This window comes from Comamonas sediminis, from assembly GCF_041107495.1.
Classification (GTDB): domain Bacteria; phylum Pseudomonadota; class Gammaproteobacteria; order Burkholderiales; family Burkholderiaceae_C; genus Comamonas; species Comamonas sediminis.
The window spans coordinates 235793-253868 of sequence record NZ_JBGBDC010000010.1 but is presented as its reverse complement, the minus strand read 5'-3'; the positions used below and the strand labels follow the sequence as shown (position 1 = coordinate 253868).

Here is an 18076-nt window from a genome sequence, read left to right as displayed (position 1 = left end):
GTGACGTAGCGCGGCTCGTTCAGGCGCAGGTCGGTGGTGATGACGGCGGGCAGCGACAGAGACAGGGTCTCCAGGCCCCCGTCCACTTCGCGCGTCACGCTCACCTTGTCGCCAGCGAGTTCGATCTTGGAGGCGAAGGTGGCCTGGGGCAGGTCGCCCAGCGCGGCCAGCATCTGGCCGGTCTGGTTGGCATCGTCGTCAATCGCTTGCTTGCCGCAGATCACGAGACCGGGCTGCTCCTTGTCGACCAGCGCCTTCAGCAGCTTGGCAACGGCCAGCGGCTGCAGCTCTTCGGCGGTTTCGACCAGGATCGCGCGGTCGGCTCCAATGGCCATCGCCGTGCGCAGGGTCTCCTGGCACTGGGTCACACCGCAGCTGACGGCGATGATCTCGGTCACGACGCCCTTTTCCTTCAATCGCACGGCCTCTTCCACCGCGATTTCATCAAAGGGGTTCATCGACATCTTCACATTCGCAATGTCCACACCCGAGCCATCGCTCTTGACGCGCACCTTGACGTTGTAGTCCACCACGCGTTTGACGGGTACCAGTACTTTCATAAACCTCGACTCCTGAGTTGTTCAATAGGTTTGCGCCAGTGGCAGCGCTTGGGCGCTGCCACGCAGCCATGGGCATGGATCAGGCCATCATCGCACAAAAATGCACGACCGTGCTTTTTTGTAGCCAAGCGGCTCATAACGACCAATTATCGGCGCATCGCTGCGCACCAGCCTCCATTTTCCGCACAAGTTGGCGGTTCATCAGCCCTGGCTGGCAGGTATTGCACCGCCGCTATTGTTCTGGATATGCAAAACACGTTGCGGGAACGGAATCTCGATCTTCGCCGCACGCAGGCCCTCGAGCACGGCGATATTGACCGCTGACTTCACATTGGCCTGCCCGTTCATCGGATCGTTGATGAAAAAGCTCAGGCTGAACTCCAGCCCGTCAGGGGCGAAATTCACCAGGAACACCGAGGGCTCGGGCTTGGCCAGCACCCGCGCTTGGGCCAAGGCCGCACGCGTCAGCACTTCGCGCACCTGCGCGACATCACTGTCGGCGCCGACGACGATCTGGGTGGTCAGGTTGAACTTCTGGTCGGCATCGGTGAGGTTTTCCACGCGCTGTGTGATCAAGGTCTCATTGGGGACAATCGACTCGCGCCCGTTGGAGGCGCGGATGACGGTGTAGCGGGTGCGGATGTCGGTGATGCGGCCTTCGAAGCCATCGACGCGCACGTTGTCGCCAATGCGCAAGGCCCGCTCGATCAGCACCAAAAAACCGCTGACATAGTTGGAGGCAATTTTCTGCATGCCAAAACCCAGGCCGACACCGAAAGCACCGCCCAGCACCGACAGCGCCGTCAGATCGACCCCGACGAGGGACAGCGCCACCAGCAAGCCAATGGTGATCAGCAGCATGCGTGTGAGATTGACAGCCATCTTGCGCATCGACAGGTCCTTGACCATGTCGTCGATCACGCGTTGCTCAAAGGTGGTCGAAATCCACAGTACCACCAGCATCACCATGCCCACCGATATCGCCCCCTGGAACAGCTCCAGCACCGAGATCGACGTCTTGCCAAAGGCGAACTGCACAGCGTCGAGTTGCGCCATCACCTGCGGCAGCACACCCAGAATCCCCAGCACCGCCACGCCCCAGGCCAGCCACGAGAAGATCCGCTCAATCAGGCGCACCACGGTGGAGTTGGGAAAGGTCTTGGCCAGCACCCGGGCGACCAGGCGGATGACCGCCAGCGACAGCAGAATCTGCACCGCCAGCCGCAGCAGAAACACCGGTTGGTAGTGCTCCACCAGCATGCGCGCAGCAGCGGTCAGCAACAGTGCCAGCAGCGGGAACAGCGCCCCGCCCCAGGCCGTTTTGCCAAACCATACCGAGGGCTTGCCCTCCTCACGGTGGCGGTAAAAGCTGCGGCTGAGGAGCCAGGCCAGGCCCAGGCAAATCACCAAAACCGCCAGCTCCTGCCAGGTGCTGGACTGCTCAAAGTCCACTCTCAAACGATCAAAGATATCCATGCGCCAGCCTTATCGGGTCCAAAAGAAAGAGCATACGCGCAAGCATATGCTGGTTCCGTACCGTATCACCGATGCTGCAGTGCCGCTTGTAGGAGCGGCACACGTCCACAGACCCGCGGCTGGGTGTGGCCTGGGACTAGGACCAGACCGGCTTGCGCTTTTGCGCAAAGGCCTGCGCGCCTTCCTGCGCATTGCCGTCCATCATGTTGGCGGCCATGCACTGGCTGGCCACCTGGTAGGCAGCCTCCATACCCAGCTCCCGCTGCTGGTAGACCAGGGCCTTGCCCATGCGCACGGCGGCAGCGGGCTTGCTGACGATGGCAGCGACGAGCGTTTCCAGCTCCGCATCGAGCTGCTCGGGCGCGGCCACCCGGTTGACCAGGCCCTGGGCCAGCGCCTGCTCGGCGCTGATGAATTCACCGGTCAGCAGCATTTCCATCGCCTGCTTGATGGGCATGTTGCGCACCAAGGGCACGCTGGGCGTGGCGCAGAACAGGCCGTACTGGATGCCGCTGGTGGCAAAGCTGGCCTCGCTGCTGGCAACGGCCAGATCACATTGCGCCACCAGTTGGCAGCCGGCGGCCGTCGCCATGCCCTGCACCCGCGCAATGACGGGTACCGGCAGCTTCTGGATCGCCATCATCACCTGGCTGCAGCGGTTGAACAGGTCCTGGTACCAGGCGCGGTCGGGGTGGGCTGCCATGTCCTTTAGATTGTGGCCGGCGCAAAAGGCCCGGCCCTGCGCGGCCAGCACCATCACGCGCACCGATGCATCCTGCGCAATGGCGGCCAGCGCTGCGCGCAACGCAGCGAGCATCTCATCACCCAGCGCATTGAAGCGCGCCCCATCGTTCATGCACAAGGTCACCACGCCGCGCGCATCGCGGGTCTGCACAAGCAAGTTGCTGTCCGTCATTGCCAGGTCCTCAGAAGGTGTTTACAGATCGGCGAGCACGCGAATATGGGCTTCTACGCTGGCTGCGAGCGGCGCCATCACATAGCCGCCCTCCAGGCAGGAGACGATGCGGCCCTTGCTGAAGCGCCGCGCAATGTCTTTCACGCGGTGGGTGATCCAGGCGTAGTCGGCCTCGACCATGCCCAGCTGGCCCATGTCGTCTTCGCGGTGGGCGTCAAAGCCTGCGCTGATGAAGACCATCTCCGGCTTGAATTCCTCAAGACGTGGAATCCAGTAGGTCTCCACAATCTCGCGGATGTCCATGCCCTTGGTATAGGCCGGCACCGGCACATTGAGCATATTGGCCGCCGGGTCCTTGTCGCCCGAATGCGGGTAGAACGGGTGCTGAAAAATGCCCACCATCAGAATGTGCGGGTCGCCCGCGCAGATGTCTTCGGTGCCATTGCCATGGTGCACATCAAAATCGACTATCGCTACGCGCTTGAGCTGGTGGCGCATCAGCGCGTATTTGGCCGCCACCGCGACGTTGTTGAAAAAACAAAAGCCCATGGCCTGCTTGCGCGTGGCATGGTGGCCCGGGGGACGCACGGCGCAGAAGGCGTTTTCCATCTCGCCGCTGATCACGGCATCGGTGGCCGCCAGCGCAGCGCCACAGGCCCGCAGCGCGGCATTCCAGGTGGCGCCATTGACGGCAGTATCGGTGTCCAGCATCAGGGTTTCCGGGCCACCAATGGCCTGGTTGTCCGCCGCCATTTCAGACAAACCGCGTATCGACGCGATATGCAGGCGCTCATGGCCCAGCTCCAGATCGGACATGCTGGCCTTGGGCGCATCGCGCCGCTCCAATGCGTCACCCACACCGGTAATCAGCAGGCGGTCTTCAATCGCATCCAGGCGCGCAGCGCATTCCGGGTGGGCAGGCCCCATGTCGTGCAGCCAACAGTCACGGTGGCTGAAATAACCTGTCTTGGACACAGTTTTCGTCTCCTTAACTGCCTTTGTCGTTTATTGTGATGGGATGCAGACACAGCACACCATACAAAAATTATTGACTCAGCTTAACACGGTGATTGTGGGGAAACCGGCGCAGGTTCAGCATTGCCTGACTTGTTTGCTGGCGGGAGGACATCTGCTGATTGAAGACGTGCCCGGCGTGGGTAAGACCACACTTTCGCATGCGCTGGCCCGCACCTTGGGCCTGCAGTTTGCACGGGTGCAATTCACTGCAGACCTGATGCCCAGCGACTTGACCGGCGTGTCGGTCTATGAGCGCGAGCAGCAGGCTTTTGTGTTTCATCCCGGCCCCGTGTTCACCCAGGTTTTGCTGGCCGATGAGATCAACCGCGCCAGCCCCAAGACGCAAAGCGCGTTGCTGGAGGCGATGGAGGAAAAGCAGGTGACGGTCGAGGGCGCGACGCGCCCGCTGCCCCAGCCTTTCTTCGTCATCGCCACCCAGAACCCGCTCGACCAGCTGGGCACCTATGCCCTGCCCGAGAGCCAGCTCGACCGCTTCCTGATGCGCATCTCGCTGGGCTACCCCGACCAGGCGGCCGAGTTCCAGCTGCTGGCCGGGCAAGGCCACCGCGATATCGCCAACCAGTTGCCAGCGCTCACCTCTGCGGTGGAGCTGAAGTTCCTGCAGCAGGAAGTGACCAGCGTGCGCGCCAGCGACGCGCTGATCCACTACGTGCAGGCGCTGATCGCCGCCACGCGCTCGGGCAAATGGTTTGTGCAGGGCCTGTCACCGCGCGCGGGCATTGGCCTCATCCGGGCGGCCAAGGCGCAAGCACTGATCCAGGGCCGCGACTATGTGGCGCCCGATGATGTGCAGGCCATCCTGCCGCAGACGACGGCGCACCGGCTGGTGCCGATCAGCACATCGGGGCGCAGTGCCGTCGAGCAGGTGCGCGCGATGATGGACAGCGTGGCGCTGCAGTAGCGTGAACCCGCCTTCTGCGGCCTCAGGGCAGCCCCGCAACAGCCCTCTTCAGCGGCTGCGCCAGCGCATGCGCCAGTGGTGGCTGGCCCATTTGCCCAGCGCCAGCAGCCATGCGGTCAGCCGCCGCAACCTCTACCTGCTGCCCACCCGCGCCGGCTGGATGCTGGCGCTCACCTTGCTGGTGCTGCTGGTGACCAGCATCAATTTCCAGCTCAATCTGGGATTTTTGCTGACCTTCATGCTGACCGGCGCCGCACTGGTGTCCGTGGGCATTGGCTACCGCAATCTGCTGGGGCTGCAGCTGGAGCTGCACGCGCCCGAGGCACAGTTTGCCGGACAGGCGCTGCGCCTGGACCTTCGGCTGCACAACCCCAGCCGCCGCGCCCGCTATGCGCTTGGCATACGCCAGTACCAGGGTCTGGAACTGAGCCAGAGCGATGCTCCGGCGCAGGCAACCACCCCGATGCAGCTGAGCACGCCCGCCGAGCGGCGCGGCTACCACAGCCTGCCTGCGGTGCTGGTCGAGACCCGTTTTCCGCTCGGTGTCTTTCGCATGTGGACCGTTTTCCGCACCACCGAAAAAGCCCTGGTCTACCCCTGCCCCGAGACCAACCCACCCCCGCTGCCGCTGGGCCTGGCCGATGCCGGCGCCGGCAGCAGCGCCAGCCTGCGGGCCAGCAGTGGCGAATTCGACGGGGTGCGCAGCTACCGCCGCGGCGACCCGCTCAAGCTGGTGGTCTGGAAGAAGGCGGCCACATCGCTGGCCACCGGCAGCGGCCATTTTGTCGTGCGCGACAACCAGCACCAGGCGCAGCAGGATGTGTGGCTCGATGCCCAGCAATGCGGCCTGGCAGAGCGGGAAGCCCAGCTTTCGCGGCTGACGGCCTGGGTAGTGATGGCCGACCAGCAAGGGCTGCGCTACGGGTTGCGCCTGGGCAGCGGCCACGCAGATCAGGCGGCCGACAGCGGGGCCGAGCACCGCCAGGCCTGCCTGCGCGCACTGGCACTGGCCTAGGAACAACACGATGCCCTCTGCTTTCCACCCTGCCCCGTCTGCAGGCGCCAGCCGCTGGTCCCGCCTGCCACGCGAGGCACGCGATACCTTGTTTTTGCTGGCCGTCGTCGGCTGGATACTGCTGCCGCTCACCGCCACCTTGCCACTGTGGGCCTCCGCTCTGGCTTACGCGCTGCTCGCCTGGCGCGGCCGCATTGCACTGCTGCAAAAGCCCATGCCGGGCCGCTGGCAGCTGCTGGCCTTGCTGGTGCTGGTGGTCGGGCTGACCCTGCTCAGCTACCGCACCATCCTGGGGGCCGATGCCGGCGTCACCCTGGTCAGCATGCTGCTGACGCTCAAGACCATGGAGCTGCGCGCCAAGCGCGATGCGATGGTCATCTTCTTTCTGGGTTTTTTTGCGCTGATCGCCAACTTTCTGCATTCGCAGTCGCTGCTGACCGCGCTGGCCATTGCGATCGGTCTGGTGGGCTTGCTCACCGCGCTGGTCCATGCGCATATGCCGGTGGGGCAACCCTCGCTGAAGTTCGCCGCCGTCCTGTCGCTGAAGATGGTGGCCATTGGCGCGCCGCTGACGTTGGCGCTGTTTGTCTTCTTTCCCCGCATGGCGCCGCTGTGGGGCGTGCCGCAGAACCCGGCAGCAAAGACCGGTCTGTCCGATGAGATGACGGTCGGCTCGGTGGCATCGCTGGCCCAGGACGAAGGCATCGCGTTCCGCGTCAAGTTCGACACGCCGCAAAACCGGCCGCCCCCCGCCAACCAGCTCTACTGGCGCGGGCCGGTGCTGTCCGACTTCGACGGCAGCACCTGGCGCGCCACACCCAGCTTTCGCACGCCGGACGACCGGATGTTTGCCGACATCCGCACCGAAGGCGAGGCGCTGCGCTACGAGCTGACCCTGGAGCCCCACCACAAGCCATGGTTGCTGACTTTGGACCTGACCGGCAGCGCGCCGGTGCTGCCACGCGGCCGTGCCTACAGCACCGGCGATCTGCAATGGCTCAGCAACCGTCCCATTACCGAGGTGACCCGCATTGCGGTCGAAAGCCACACGCGCTACCGGTTTGGCATGCAGGCCGGCAACCGCGAGCTGGCCTTCAACCGCCGGCTGCCGGCCAACAGCAACCCGCGCACCCAGGCCTGGGTGGCGCAGCTGGTGGCCGAGATCGGCGAGCGCCCGGACCGCAGCGCGCAACTGGTGCAGCGCCTGCAGCAGCAGCTGCGCAGTGGCGGCTATACCTACACCTTGGATCCCGGCGTCTACACCGGCCAGGCAGCTGACGAGTTCTGGTTTGACCGCAAACAAGGCTTTTGCGAGCATATTTCGGCCGCCTTTGTGATTGCGCTGCGCAGTGCCGGCGTGCCGGCGCGCATTGTGACCGGCTACCAGGGGGGCGAAGCCAACAGCGTGGACGGCTACTGGACGGTGCGCCAGGCCGATGCCCATGCCTGGGCGGAGGTGTGGCTGGGCGAGGAACAAGGCTGGGTGCGCTTTGACCCGACGGGCTCGGTCAGCCCCGGCCGCATCGGCGCCGCACAACGCCTGAACACGCCCAACTTCATGGGCATCAGCGTCAGCAATGCCGCCACCATCAATGGGTTGCAGCGCATGCGCGCGGTCTGGGAAGCCGTCAACAACAGCTGGAACCAGTGGGTGCTGAACTACACCCAGCGCGAGCAGATGGACATGCTCAGCAAGCTGGGCCTGTCCAGCCCCAACTGGATGGACCTGGTGCGCATTCTGGGTGGCCTGGTACTGGCGGCGGCGATGATCGTCGTGCTGGCCCTGCAGTACCAGCGCAGGCGCGTGGACCCCTGGCTTGCGCTGCTGGGCGAGGCGCGCAAACGCCTGCGCCAGGCCGGTGTGCCAGAGGCCGCACAAGGCAGCGCCGCTACGCCCCGCGCGCTGGCACGCTTGGTGCACGCCCAGGCGCCCGAGCTGGCCCCTGCGTTTGGCCAATGGCTCAAGGCCATGGAGCGGCAGCGCTATGCACATGCGACCGGCCAGCCTGCACCCAAGGCCGAGCTGGCGGCGCTTCGCAAACAATTACGACTTCTGCCCTGGTCCCGCCTGCGGGCCCGGGCAAACAAGGTATAAAACCCCATGCACCGAATTCTTCAGACCACCGTGGCCGTGCTGTGCGCCGGCCTGTGCGCAACGGGCGCCTACGCGCAAAAAAACACCAGCAACAAGGCCCGCAGCGCTGATTCCGCCCCCGCCGCATCCAGCTATGGCAACCGGCCCGAGGCCGAGGCTTTCGTCCGCGAGGTGGCCGAGCGCCGCCATATCGATGAGGCCTGGCTGCGTGCCAGCATCCAGCAAGCCCGCTTCAACGCCACCGTGCAGCGCCTGATGACGCCGCGCACCGGGCCAGCCGGTGTCAAGAACTGGCGCGGCTACCGCAGCCGCTTTGTCGAGCCGATCCGCATCCGCGCGGGCCTGCGCTTCTGGAACGAGAACGCAGCGACCCTGGCCCGCGCCGAGCAGACCTATGGCGTGCCGGCCGAGTACATCGTCGGCATCATCGGGGTCGAGACCATTTACGGCCAGCAAATGGGCAACTTCACCGTGGTCGATGCGCTGGCCACCTTGGCTTTCGACTATCCCGCAAGCCACCCGCGCGCGGCCGACCGCGCCAAGTATTTCCGGGGTGAGCTCGAGCAGTTCCTGGCCACCGCGTACCTGACGGACAGCAACCCCTTCGACACGGTCGGCAGCTACGCCGGCGCGATGGGCATGCCCCAGTTCATGCCGACCAGCTGGTCCAACTACGCAGTCGATTTCGATGGCGACGGCAAGATCAACCTGTTTGGCAGCACCGCCGATGCGATCGGCTCGGTAGCCAACTACTTCGTCGCCCATGGCTGGCAGCGCGGCATGCCGGCCTACTACGACGTGCAGGTAAACAGCACGCCGGCACAGCTGGACACCTTGCTGGCCCCGGACATCAAGCCCAGCTTCAGCGCCGCCGAGATGGCCGCACTGGGCCTGCGCATCCAGGCACCGGGTGACCAGCACAATGGCCCGCTCGCACTGATCGAGCTTCCCAATGCCAGCGCCGCCACCCAGTACGTCGTGGGTACGCCCAACTTCTACACCATCACCCGCTACAACCTCTCGAGCTTCTATGCGATGTCCGTGGTGGAGCTGGGCCAGGCCATTGCGCGTGCACGCAACGGCACGCCGGCTGCGGCGGATGCCGAGCCCAGCGCGCCTGAACCCAGCAGCGAACCGAGCAACTCCCCCACGGCCGAAGCCGCCGCCAAGGCCTATCTGCGCAGCAAGGCGCGCCAGCAGCGCACGCCCGATCCGGCCAACTTCAGCGCGCCGTGATCCCCGGCCTGGCCTGGCCAGCCCAGGCAGGGCAACACATATGGACGTAATCTGCAGGCTTTCAAGGCCTTAGCTGCAAAAATAAAAGGCAGCTATTTTCTCTTGAAATTGCCGCATCTTCATCCAACTATCAGTCATCGAGCAGCAACCCCGCTGCCCTGTTCTACAAGGATTGAAGATGATCATGACCCCTCTGATGCACCGCTCGGCCTACGCTGTCTCCCCTTCCGCGATGGATGCCGCGCTGCAGCGCTTCCTCCAGGCCACCACCAATGCGCAAGATCGCATACAGCAAGATGGCCAGGTGTTCAGCATCAGCGTGGATGTGCCCGGTCTGTCCCGCGACCAGCTGCGCATCGAGCTGCAAGACAAGACCGTGCGCCTGGCCAGCATTGAAGGTGCGCCCCGCAGTGTGCAACGTGCCTGGAAGCTGCCTGCCAGCATCGATGCCGCAGCCTCCAAGGCCAGCCTGGAAAACGGCGTGCTGACCCTGGTGCTGAGCACCAACCAGCCCAGCACCCAGACCCTGGCGATTGCATAAACGCCAACACCGCACCATGCAGAAGGGGCCCTGACAGGCCCCTTTTGCATGCTGTGCCGCTGCATCTCACCAGCGGGTCACATCTACACCGCAGCGGCAGCCGCAGGTGGCTGCTGCACGATCGCATCCAGCGGCCAGCGCGGCTTGACGTCGAATGCATAGACCTTTTCAGCCTGCTGCTGCCCCGCTTCGATGCGCATCGCAGCCGCCATTGCAATCATCGCGCCGTTGTCAGTGCACAGATGCAGCTCGGGATAGTGCACCCGGATGCCGCGCTTGCGGCAGGCATCGTTGAGCTGCTCGCGCAGCAGCCGGTTGGCACCCACACCGCCAGCGACCACCACGCGCTTCATGCCGGTTTCTTTCAGTGCATTCAAGGTCTTTTTCACCAGCACATCGACAATGGCCGCCTGCGTGGATGCGGCCAGGTCCGCCTTGCGCGCCTCCAGACCATCGCCCAGCTTCTTGGCCTGGGTCAGCACCGCCGTCTTCAGCCCGGCAAAGGAGAAATCCAGATCGCCACTGTGCAGCAGCGGGCGCGGCAGCTTGAACGCCTCGGGATCGCCGCCTTGCGCCAGACGGGATAGCTCCGGCCCGCCCGGGTACGGCAGTCCCAGCAGCTTGGCGGATTTGTCAAAGGCCTCGCCTGCCGCGTCGTCAATCGTCTCGCCCAGAATCTGGTACTGGCCCACACCATCCACCCGCATCAGCTGCGTATGGCCCCCAGAAACCAGCAAGGCCACAAACGGGAATTCGGGCGGGTCTTCGCTCAGGAAAGGGGACAGCAGATGGCCTTCGAGGTGGTGCACGCCCAGCACGGGCTTGTCCAGCGCGGCGGCCATCGCGCAGGCCACCCCGGATCCGACCAGCAGCGCACCGGCCAGCCCCGGGCCCCGGGTAAAGGCAATCGCATCGATCTGCGCGAGCGTACAGCGCGCGTCATCGAGCACTTTTTGCGTCAGCGGCAATACCCGGCGGATATGGTCGCGGCTGGCGAGCTCAGGCACTACACCACCATAGGCACGGTGCATCTCGATCTGGCTGTAGAGCGCATGGCTCAGCAGCTCGGGCACGGTGCCGGGGCCACGGGTGCGCACCAGGGCCACGCCGGTTTCATCACAGGAGGATTCGATCCCCAAAATCAACTCACTCATGAGGCCAAAGTGTAGGCGCTCCCGGCCGGTTGTGCCCCCGGGGACCGGTCTACCCTGGCGGGCTGCCAGGGTTTGGCGCGGGGGCGGATGGCTCAGCGCTTGCCGCCCAGCAGCGAGCCACCGATTTTCATCAGGTCGCTGACATCGAGCTTGCCGTCGCCATTCTGGTCCAGCAGCGAGCCCAGCAGGCCGCCGCCCAGGCCACCCTGCTGCTGCACCTGGTCTTTTTCCTGGCCGAGCGCATTGCCCAGTTGCGACGAGTTGAGGCCGCCCGACATCACGCGCTGCGCCAGGAAGGACATCACCAGCGGGGCCAGCATTTTGAGCAGGCTGCCGGCATTGGCGCCCAGGCCCGTGGCCTGGCCCAGACTGGCCGATGCCAGGTCTTGCTGGCCGCCAAAGATATGGCCCAGAATGCTGGCGCCGTCCATCGCTGCAGGCGATGCGGCACCCGCACCGGCAGGTGCTCCGCCGCCGAGCGCGCCGCCCAGAACGCTGCCGAGCATGCCGCCCAGACCACTGTTCTGCGCGCCGCCGCCACCGCCCAACAGCGATCCGAGCAGCCCTCCCAGATCAGGGCCCGCGCCCGCGCCTGCGCCGCCGGCAGCGCCGTGATCGCGCTGCAGCGCTTCAAACAAGGCGCTCGCACCACCTGCGCTTTGCGCGTTGTTGCCCAGGGCGCCCAGCATCATCGGTACGGCCGCCTGCACGGCCTGCTCGGTCTGGGCCTCGCTCTGACCCAGGCTTTGGGCCATCTGCTGGATGGGAGCCCCTTGCAGTTGCGCGAGGAGCTCATCGACCATCGAGGGAGTTGCGGACATGTTCTTTCCTTTCATAAGCCCAGGCGGGCGTGGCACAGACTGCAGATGGTAGACGTTCAGCATGGCAGTGCAATACGCAGTGGCGCAAATCTTCGTTAACCAAGGCCGCTTCACGGCTGCCGGCCTGCATACCCGAGATGCCGGATGGGCTGATTTTCCTTATTACTTACGTATATATAAAACCTAAAATAATGGGCACACGTATTTTTCAATGCCATGGCCATACAGCACTACATCAAGGAAATCGGGCGCGGCGCACGCGGCGCCAAGGCCCTCAGCCGTCTCGAAGCCAGCGATGCGATGGCGCAGATACTCGATGGCCGGGTCAGCGATTATGAAATCGGCGCCTTTTGCATTGCGATGCGCATCAAAGGCGAAACCGCCGAGGAGATGTGCGGCCTCTGGGATGCCGTGCATGCACGTATTGCCCGCTTCCACAGCAGCGCAGCGCTGCCCACCGTGGTAGTGCCCAGCTATAACGGTGCGCGCCGCTTGCCCACGTTGACTCCGCTGCTGGCCCTGCTGCTGGCACGCGAAGGCCTGCCCGTGCTGGTTCACGGCATGCAGACCGAGGCGAGCCGCATCACGGCCTTTGCGGTGTTCAAGCGGCTGGGGATGACAGTCCGCGATGGGGTCGGGGCGATCGCCCCATCCGAAGTGGCCTTGGTGCATACGGCCACCTTGCTGCCCGCGCTCGCCAAACTGCTGGCGGTGCGCCAGATCATTGGCCTGCGCAACCCCGGCCACAGCATTGCGAAGCTGCTGCAGCCCCTACAGAGCCCTGCGGTTTTGCTGGGCAGCTATACCCACCCCGAATACCTGCCGATGCTGCAAGCCACGCTGGCCGAGCTGCAGAGCCATGCGCTGCTCTCGCGCGGACTGGAAGGCGAAGTCTGCGCCGACCCGCGCCGCACCCCGCAGTACGATGGCTTTGTCGCCGGCCAGCACCAGCTGCTGCAAGCGCGCAGCAGTGGCACCGATGGCCAGGTGCCGGGGCTGCCCAGCGAGCGCGATGCGGACACCACCGCCCGCTACACCGAGGCCGTTCTGGCCGGCCAGTTGCCGGTGCCCGCCGCCCTGGCCCAGCAAGTGGAACATGTGCTGGCCATCGCCCAACAAACACTACCCGCGTCCCAAGGTCTCCACCATGACTGACAGCAGCCTGCCCACTCCTACTGCGCGCCCCCCCGCCGATGCCCCAACGCCCGGTCAGGGTCAGTGCACCCTGGTCGGTGCCGGCCCGGGTGACCCGGACCTGCTGACCATTGCTGCCGCCAAAGCGCTGCAACGTGCCACCGTGCTGCTGGTGGACGACCTCGTCAACGAAGCCGTGCTGCAATGGGCTCCCGAGAGCGCACGCATCGTTCACGTAGGCAAGCGGGGCGGCTGCCAAAGTACGCCCCAGGCATTTATCCAGCGCCTGATGCTGCAAGAGGTGCAGGCTGGCGAGAACGTGGTGCGGCTCAAAGGGGGTGACCCGTTCATCTTTGGCCGGGGCGGCGAAGAAGTGGAGTTCTTGCGCGCCCATGGCATCGAGCCGCGCATCATCAACGGCGTGACGGCCGGGCTCGCAGCGCTGACCAGCCTGGGCGCACCGCTGACCCACCGTGACCATGCACGGGGCGTGGTGTTCATCACCGGCCATGCCAAGCCGGGCGGACAAGGCCCCGATTGGGCGCAACTGGCCCGCACCGCACATGATGCGCGCCTGACCCTGGTGATCTACATGGGTGTGGCCAGTGCCGAGGCCATCAGCCAGGGCCTGGGCAGCGGCTTGCCTGCCGATACGCCGGTCGCCATCGTGCAGCATGCCAGCCTGCCCCAGCAGCGCCATGCGATCACCGACCTGGCCCATTTACCCGCCACCATGGCCCGCGAAAAACTGGCCAGCCCCAGCATCATCGTCGTCGGCGATGTGGTGCAATGCGTGGCTTTGGCAGCGCAGGCAATCCGTAACAACGAGGCGATAGCCAGCCGAGATTTCTCCGAGATTTGCGGATACGATAGCCAGGCAACCGTGGAAGACCAAGCATCCATAGCGTAGAGTAATCAATCTTTACATATGCACAGATTGTTTCTCCAGGTTCAATCCATAAAACGAGGAGCACTGACGATATGCAAAGACAACGCACCTGGCGCCTGTGCGCCGCTGCACTGGCCATCACCGCACTGACCGCCTGCAAGACCGAACTGGGCCCGGGCGATGGCGATGGTGGCACCAACCCCAATCCCAAGCCCTACCCCACGCTCGACGGCAAAGCACCGCAAAGCTTTTCGCTCAGCAGCATCGATGGCAAGGCCGCCAATACGGCCGAGAGCTTCGATGCCGCCATCGCGCAGGATGCCAACTTCATCGCTGTGGACCTGGTCATGAGCAAGGATGGCGAGCTGGTCGCGCTGGCCTCGCCGGACATCACCGACATCACCGACGTCTCCAGCCGCAGCGTCTACGCGAGCCGCAAGACCTTGCGCATGATCGATGGACAGCGCCACGAAGGCTGGTTTGCCTCTGATTTCACGTTGGTGGAACTGCAAAGCCTGCGCGCCAAGCTGAATGGCTCCAGCACGCCGCCGGTTAATGCCAACACCGGCCGCATTCTGTCGCTCAATGATGTGATCGCCTATGTCAAGCGCCAGCGCAAGACCGTCGGCCTGTATCTGCAGACCCTGAACCCGACCTACCACAGCCAGCAGGGCCTGGCGATGGAAGACAAGCTGCTGGCCGCCTTCACCGCAGCGGGCTACACCCAGGAAACGGCGCCAGTGATGGTGCGCTCTTTGGAAGTGGCCCACCTGAAAGCCCTGCGCGCCAAAACCCAGGTTCGCCTGGTACAGATGATCAATGGCCATCCGGAGCTCGCATCTGATGGCAGCATCACCCTGTCGCCACCCTATGCCCAACCCTATGACTTCACGCTGGCCGGCACCTCTACCACCTATGCCCAGATGGTGACCGCCGACGGCCTGGCGCAGATCAAGACCTATGCCAATGGCATTTCGCCGTGGAAGCCTTACGTCATCTCCGCACGCTACCTGGACAAGAATGGTGACAAGCAGCCCGACGACCTGAACAACGACGGCAAGTGGGACTACCGTGACCGCGAGATGATGCCGCCGACCAACCTGGTCACCCTCGCCCATGCGGCCAAGCTCTTCGTCCATCCCTGGGAATACCGCAACGATGTAACCTTGCTGGCCAGCGACTTAAAGGGCAAGGTGGCGGCAGAGTACAAGCTGTTCTACGAAGTGGGTGTGGATGGCGTGTTCAGCGACAGCCCCAGCGATGCCAACAAGGCACGCTAATCAGGCAGCCAACGCCAAGATCAGCTAGGTGCCGACGCTAGGGCACCACCTACGAAGAAAGGCAAGGTGAAGACCTTGCCTTTTTCTATGGGCCTGAATCTTGCTGCGCCATGCAGCAAAATCAGGCAACGCAAATCGCTACCCAGCCACACTCAGCTGGTCTGCCGAGTCGTCTGCGCAAAGCGGCGCGCCAACTCCTTGCGCAGTTCTTTGCGCGTCAACGCCGCTTCCCAGCGGCGTTTTTCATCCGCCGTCTCCGGCTGCAACGGCGGCACCGGCACTGGCTTGCGCTGGTCGTCCACCGCCACCATCGTGAAAAAGCAGCTGTTGACATGGCGCACGCTGCGTTCGCGGATGTTCTCCGCCACCACCTTGATGCCGATCTCCATCGACGAGGTTCCGGTGTAGTTGACGCTGGCGTAGAACGACACCAGTTCACCCACATGGATGGGCTCCAGGAACATCACCTGGTCCACACTCAGGGTCACCACGTAGCGCCCGGCATAGCGGCTCGCACAGGAGTAAGCCACATTGTCCAGCTCGCGCAAAATGGCGCCGCCATGCACATTGCCAGAAAAATTAGCCATGTCCGGAGACATCAGCACCGTCATCGTGAGTTGGTGGTGGGGTAAACGCATGGAGCCGATTGTAGGCATCGCGCCAGACGGCGGGGAGCCGCCCGGGCAAGCCCCTGGTTCCGCTCGGACATGCCGCATTCCCGGCTGCGACGGCCTAGCGGGACAGGCTTGGGCCCGCCGGCTTGTGCGCTGGCCATAGCCCTTCACCCATCCATCCCTCACCCGGCAAAGGCATTGCGGGGCTGTTCCGAGCCATGTTTGACAAAGACCTTGTAGCAGCCTACGAGCACATAGTCCCCCGTGTAGAGCACCTTGCGGCGCGTCCGCATGCCATTGACGAAGATGCCGTTCGTGCTGTGGTGGTCGACGACGGACAGAACACCGGCACGGTAGTGGAAAGCGCCGTGATCCCGGCTGACAGCCGGGTTATCCAGGCAAATGGCGTTGCCGGCACCTCGGCCAAATGTGGTGTACCCGCTCTCCAGGATCAGCGAATGAAGCACGACCCTGTGCGTGATGAAGATCAGGACTTCCGGCAGCATATTCCACCTCCTTCGCCCGACCGGTGCCCGGTCAGTACTGCAATCTAGCGCTGCAGCATCAACAAATTATCAATCGGTTTATTAAAATAGATTGATAATAAATTACAACCTGGATCGATAGAAAGAAAACCTAGGGAATACACGGAGCATCAATTTTATCTATTGGTGGAAGACACCTCGCTCTCCCAACGGATGCGGGCAGGCAGGCTTGCTGGCTGGTCAGGACAATGCCGGCCAGTAGGACACACTGACTGACATAAAACACGCTTTGATGGAGGGAAGCAGCTGCGGCAACCCATCATGCGTCGGCAGCACTCGGGAGCGTGTCTCAAGCACCTGGAGCTGAAAAACACAAGGCCATGCTGTGCACCCCGCTGGGCACCATGCCATCTGCCCCGTTGCTGCTTGGGCAGGCGTATCGCTCGCCAAACATCGGACACACCAGCAAGACGCGTAAGGGAAAAGCGCAGTCTAGGGCGCGGTCCGCTGCGTTGTACTCCTTGTCAAATAGCTGCAGCCTGACTGCAAAGAACGCCTTGCTTCTCATCCCGCTCCAAGCAGGCTCCATGGGCGAAGGTTTTGCAAAGGATCCCAAGCGCTTGTCTCTATGTGGGGAGTGGCGTGAATAACATGGAGCTCCCCGTAGCTGTTATTTGAACACTGGTGATGTAGATGCCTGCCAATCGCTCTCAATCGCGAAAATAGTTGCCCCCAACCGCCTCCAAGCTGTTTTCCTTTTGGTGATTCGACCAAGCGTTTGCATGCCACCTCCTACAATCTTCAGGTTGGACGCACGGCATCTCGTGACGATTACGATCCGTTCAGGAAAAAGAGGCAGGATGACATGGCACTGATTAACTGTAAGGAATGCGGCAAACAGATTAGCGACCAGGCGTCCAGCTGTCCTCATTGTGGAGCGCCCGTGGCGGGCAACCCACCCGCTCCATCTGCAACGGTAGCCCCTCTGGCGGCAGAGTCCGTCAGAAAAACGTCGACATACAAGTACATCCTCTACGGAACACTCGTTCTCCTTGTCGCGATCAGTTGCATGGGCGGTGGCAAAACGAGCAATACCCCGCGCGAGTTCAACGCCACCCAAGCCATATTTCTGTGCGAACATGCGATAAAGCAGGTGTCCAGGGATCCAGAGAAAGCTGAGGTCCCCATGGTGTCCAACGTTGGCTCAGGTGACGAATATGTTTTTGTGTGGGGACCACAAACAAAGCTGACACGCCTGCGCAATGGCTTGGGGCTTGAGGTGGGCGTACCCGCAGTGTGTAAGGTCAGCCACGCCCAAAAGAAAATGACCTCGCTGTCAGTCGATGGCAAAACGATCTTCTGACGTCCGAATCTCCAAGCAAACCGCCTCCGGGCGGTTTTTTGTGGGCCGGAGCATTCCTCATCATGGTCGCCGCGGTTCAATGGGCGCTCGATGCTCACCTGTTGGAGTCCCCATCGCTTGTCGAGAAGCGACCGACATCCTTCGCTGTTGTAAAGCCAAGCCTGCGGCGGTTCATGCAAGACGGTAGCAATCACTCTCTCCAGCCGGTGCTGGGCTGTGCATGACTCCTATCCTGCAGGCCTTTCAGCCCGTTCAGCGCAATAGCAGCAAACGTGCTGAGGGGCGCTTGCAGCATCGCTCAGCCCCTGGCCTTTCACGTCTTCCTGCACATCGGGGAAGACCAGTTTGTTCTAACCTGCAGAAGCAGGTGACGACCAGAAATTGAAAAACCCTTGCAGGTTGTTCACTTGCAAGGGTTTCAATTTGGGGTGGCTGATGGGGCTCGAACCCACGACAACAGGAATCACAATCCTGGACTCTACCAACTGAGCTACAGCCACCGTGTTGGGGAAGACATGATTATAGCCAGAAATTTGGCCCCTCTCATGAATTCTCCGT

Annotated in this window: 17 protein-coding genes and 1 tRNA gene; 9 read left to right on the top strand and 9 right to left on the bottom strand. The window is 63.3% G+C overall.

Going from position 1 to position 18076, the window contains the following annotated elements:
- From AB7A72_RS21505 to AB7A72_RS21490, 4 genes are all read right to left on the bottom strand, one after another.
- Nucleotides 1-560, bottom strand: a 560-nt coding sequence (locus AB7A72_RS21505) for an electron transfer flavoprotein subunit beta/FixA family protein (RefSeq protein WP_369461103.1), incomplete at its 3' end; no start/stop codon positions are given.
- 201 nt (nucleotides 561-761) lie between these two features.
- The gene (locus AB7A72_RS21500; RefSeq protein ID WP_369461102.1) at nucleotides 762-2036 is read right to left on the bottom strand and encodes a mechanosensitive ion channel family protein; all 1275 of its coding nucleotides are present in this window, start codon (nucleotides 2034-2036) and stop codon (nucleotides 762-764) included.
- A 136-nt stretch (nucleotides 2037-2172) separates the two neighbouring features.
- Nucleotides 2173-2952 (bottom strand): enoyl-CoA hydratase, encoded by a 780-nt coding sequence (locus AB7A72_RS21495; RefSeq protein ID WP_369461101.1) that lies wholly within the window; start codon nucleotides 2950-2952, stop codon nucleotides 2173-2175.
- A 21-nt stretch (nucleotides 2953-2973) separates the two neighbouring features.
- Nucleotides 2974-3927, bottom strand: coding sequence for a histone deacetylase family protein (locus tag AB7A72_RS21490; protein WP_239808954.1), 954 nt, complete (start codon nucleotides 3925-3927; stop codon nucleotides 2974-2976).
- Nucleotides 3928-3970: 43 nt separating this feature from the next.
- Here AB7A72_RS21490 and AB7A72_RS21485 point away from each other — a divergent pair, with 43 nt between their 5' ends.
- The 5 genes from AB7A72_RS21485 (at nucleotide 3971) to AB7A72_RS21465 (ending at nucleotide 9778) form a co-directional block, all read left to right on the top strand.
- Complete coding sequence (locus tag AB7A72_RS21485; RefSeq protein ID WP_239808955.1) at nucleotides 3971-4891, top strand: AAA family ATPase; 921 nt, start codon at nucleotides 3971-3973, stop codon at nucleotides 4889-4891.
- Between the two features lies 1 nt (nucleotide 4892).
- Entirely contained in the window at nucleotides 4893-5906 is a 1014-nt protein-coding gene (locus tag AB7A72_RS21480) for a DUF58 domain-containing protein (RefSeq protein ID WP_369461100.1), read from the top strand.
- A 10-nt stretch (nucleotides 5907-5916) separates the two neighbouring features.
- Nucleotides 5917-8001 (top strand): transglutaminase TgpA family protein, encoded by a 2085-nt coding sequence (locus tag AB7A72_RS21475; RefSeq protein WP_369461099.1) that lies wholly within the window; start codon nucleotides 5917-5919, stop codon nucleotides 7999-8001.
- Between the two features lie 6 nt (nucleotides 8002-8007).
- Entirely contained in the window at nucleotides 8008-9237 is a 1230-nt protein-coding gene (mltB, locus tag AB7A72_RS21470) for a lytic murein transglycosylase B (RefSeq protein WP_369461098.1), read from the top strand.
- 178 nt (nucleotides 9238-9415) lie between these two features.
- Nucleotides 9416-9778 (top strand): Hsp20/alpha crystallin family protein, encoded by a 363-nt coding sequence (locus AB7A72_RS21465; protein ID WP_369461097.1) that lies wholly within the window; start codon nucleotides 9416-9418, stop codon nucleotides 9776-9778.
- Between the two features lie 83 nt (nucleotides 9779-9861).
- Here AB7A72_RS21465 and tsaD read toward each other — a convergent pair whose 3' ends face one another.
- Together tsaD and AB7A72_RS21455 are read right to left on the bottom strand one after the other, a co-directional pair.
- On the bottom strand, nucleotides 9862-10932 hold the full coding sequence (gene tsaD / locus AB7A72_RS21460) for a tRNA (adenosine(37)-N6)-threonylcarbamoyltransferase complex transferase subunit TsaD (protein ID WP_369461096.1): 1071 nt from the start codon (nucleotides 10930-10932) through the stop codon (nucleotides 9862-9864).
- Between the two features lie 92 nt (nucleotides 10933-11024).
- The gene (locus AB7A72_RS21455; protein ID WP_369461095.1) at nucleotides 11025-11753 is read right to left on the bottom strand and encodes a DUF937 domain-containing protein; all 729 of its coding nucleotides are present in this window, start codon (nucleotides 11751-11753) and stop codon (nucleotides 11025-11027) included.
- A 216-nt stretch (nucleotides 11754-11969) separates the two neighbouring features.
- On the opposite strand from AB7A72_RS21455, the gene ybiB reads away from it, so the two are divergent.
- The 3 genes from ybiB (at nucleotide 11970) to AB7A72_RS21440 (ending at nucleotide 15056) form a co-directional block, all read left to right on the top strand.
- Entirely contained in the window at nucleotides 11970-12908 is a 939-nt protein-coding gene (gene ybiB / locus AB7A72_RS21450) for a DNA-binding protein YbiB (protein WP_369461094.1), read from the top strand.
- Nucleotides 12901-13797 (top strand): uroporphyrinogen-III C-methyltransferase, encoded by an 897-nt coding sequence (cobA, locus tag AB7A72_RS21445; RefSeq protein WP_239808963.1) that lies wholly within the window; start codon nucleotides 12901-12903, stop codon nucleotides 13795-13797. The genes ybiB and cobA overlap by 8 nt, the downstream gene beginning before the upstream one ends.
- A 71-nt stretch (nucleotides 13798-13868) precedes the next feature.
- Entirely contained in the window at nucleotides 13869-15056 is a 1188-nt protein-coding gene (locus AB7A72_RS21440) for a glycerophosphodiester phosphodiesterase family protein (protein ID WP_369461093.1), read from the top strand.
- 152 nt (nucleotides 15057-15208) lie between these two features.
- Here AB7A72_RS21440 and AB7A72_RS21435 read toward each other — a convergent pair whose 3' ends face one another.
- A complete protein-coding gene (locus AB7A72_RS21435; RefSeq protein WP_239808965.1) occupies nucleotides 15209-15694 on the bottom strand; it encodes an acyl-CoA thioesterase in 486 nt (161 codons plus the stop codon).
- 158 nt (nucleotides 15695-15852) lie between these two features.
- A complete protein-coding gene (locus AB7A72_RS21430; protein ID WP_312417710.1) occupies nucleotides 15853-16176 on the bottom strand; it encodes an FHA domain-containing protein in 324 nt (107 codons plus the stop codon).
- 844 nt (nucleotides 16177-17020) lie between these two features.
- Here AB7A72_RS21430 and AB7A72_RS21425 point away from each other — a divergent pair.
- The gene (locus tag AB7A72_RS21425; RefSeq protein WP_369461092.1) at nucleotides 17021-17518 is read left to right on the top strand and encodes a zinc-ribbon domain-containing protein; all 498 of its coding nucleotides are present in this window, start codon (nucleotides 17021-17023) and stop codon (nucleotides 17516-17518) included.
- A 424-nt stretch (nucleotides 17519-17942) separates the two neighbouring features.
- Here AB7A72_RS21425 and AB7A72_RS21420 read toward each other — a convergent pair.
- Nucleotides 17943-18018 (bottom strand) — tRNA-His (locus AB7A72_RS21420).
- Nucleotides 18019-18076: the final 58 nt, after the last annotated feature.

Coding starts and splice junctions, on each gene's coding strand:
- AB7A72_RS21500 (WP_369461102.1), bottom strand. CDS start 2,036: ATGGATATCTTTGATCGTTTGAGAGTGGACTTTGAGCAGTCCAGCACC.
- AB7A72_RS21495 (WP_369461101.1), bottom strand. CDS start 2,952: ATGACGGACAGCAACTTGCTTGTGCAGACCCGCGATGCGCGCGGCGTG.
- AB7A72_RS21485 (WP_239808955.1), top strand. CDS start 3,971: ATGCAGACACAGCACACCATACAAAAATTATTGACTCAGCTTAACACG.
- AB7A72_RS21475 (WP_369461099.1), top strand. CDS start 5,917: ATGCCCTCTGCTTTCCACCCTGCCCCGTCTGCAGGCGCCAGCCGCTGG.
- mltB (WP_369461098.1), top strand. CDS start 8,008: ATGCACCGAATTCTTCAGACCACCGTGGCCGTGCTGTGCGCCGGCCTG.
- AB7A72_RS21465 (WP_369461097.1), top strand. CDS start 9,416: ATGATCATGACCCCTCTGATGCACCGCTCGGCCTACGCTGTCTCCCCT.
- tsaD (WP_369461096.1), bottom strand. CDS start 10,932: ATGAGTGAGTTGATTTTGGGGATCGAATCCTCCTGTGATGAAACCGGC.
- AB7A72_RS21455 (WP_369461095.1), bottom strand. CDS start 11,753: ATGTCCGCAACTCCCTCGATGGTCGATGAGCTCCTCGCGCAACTGCAA.
- ybiB (WP_369461094.1), top strand. CDS start 11,970: ATGGCCATACAGCACTACATCAAGGAAATCGGGCGCGGCGCACGCGGC.
- cobA (WP_239808963.1), top strand. CDS start 12,901: ATGACTGACAGCAGCCTGCCCACTCCTACTGCGCGCCCCCCCGCCGAT.
- AB7A72_RS21440 (WP_369461093.1), top strand. CDS start 13,869: ATGCAAAGACAACGCACCTGGCGCCTGTGCGCCGCTGCACTGGCCATC.
- AB7A72_RS21435 (WP_239808965.1), bottom strand. CDS start 15,694: ATGCGTTTACCCCACCACCAACTCACGATGACGGTGCTGATGTCTCCG.
- AB7A72_RS21430 (WP_312417710.1), bottom strand. CDS start 16,176: ATGCTGCCGGAAGTCCTGATCTTCATCACGCACAGGGTCGTGCTTCAT.
- AB7A72_RS21425 (WP_369461092.1), top strand. CDS start 17,021: ATGGCACTGATTAACTGTAAGGAATGCGGCAAACAGATTAGCGACCAG.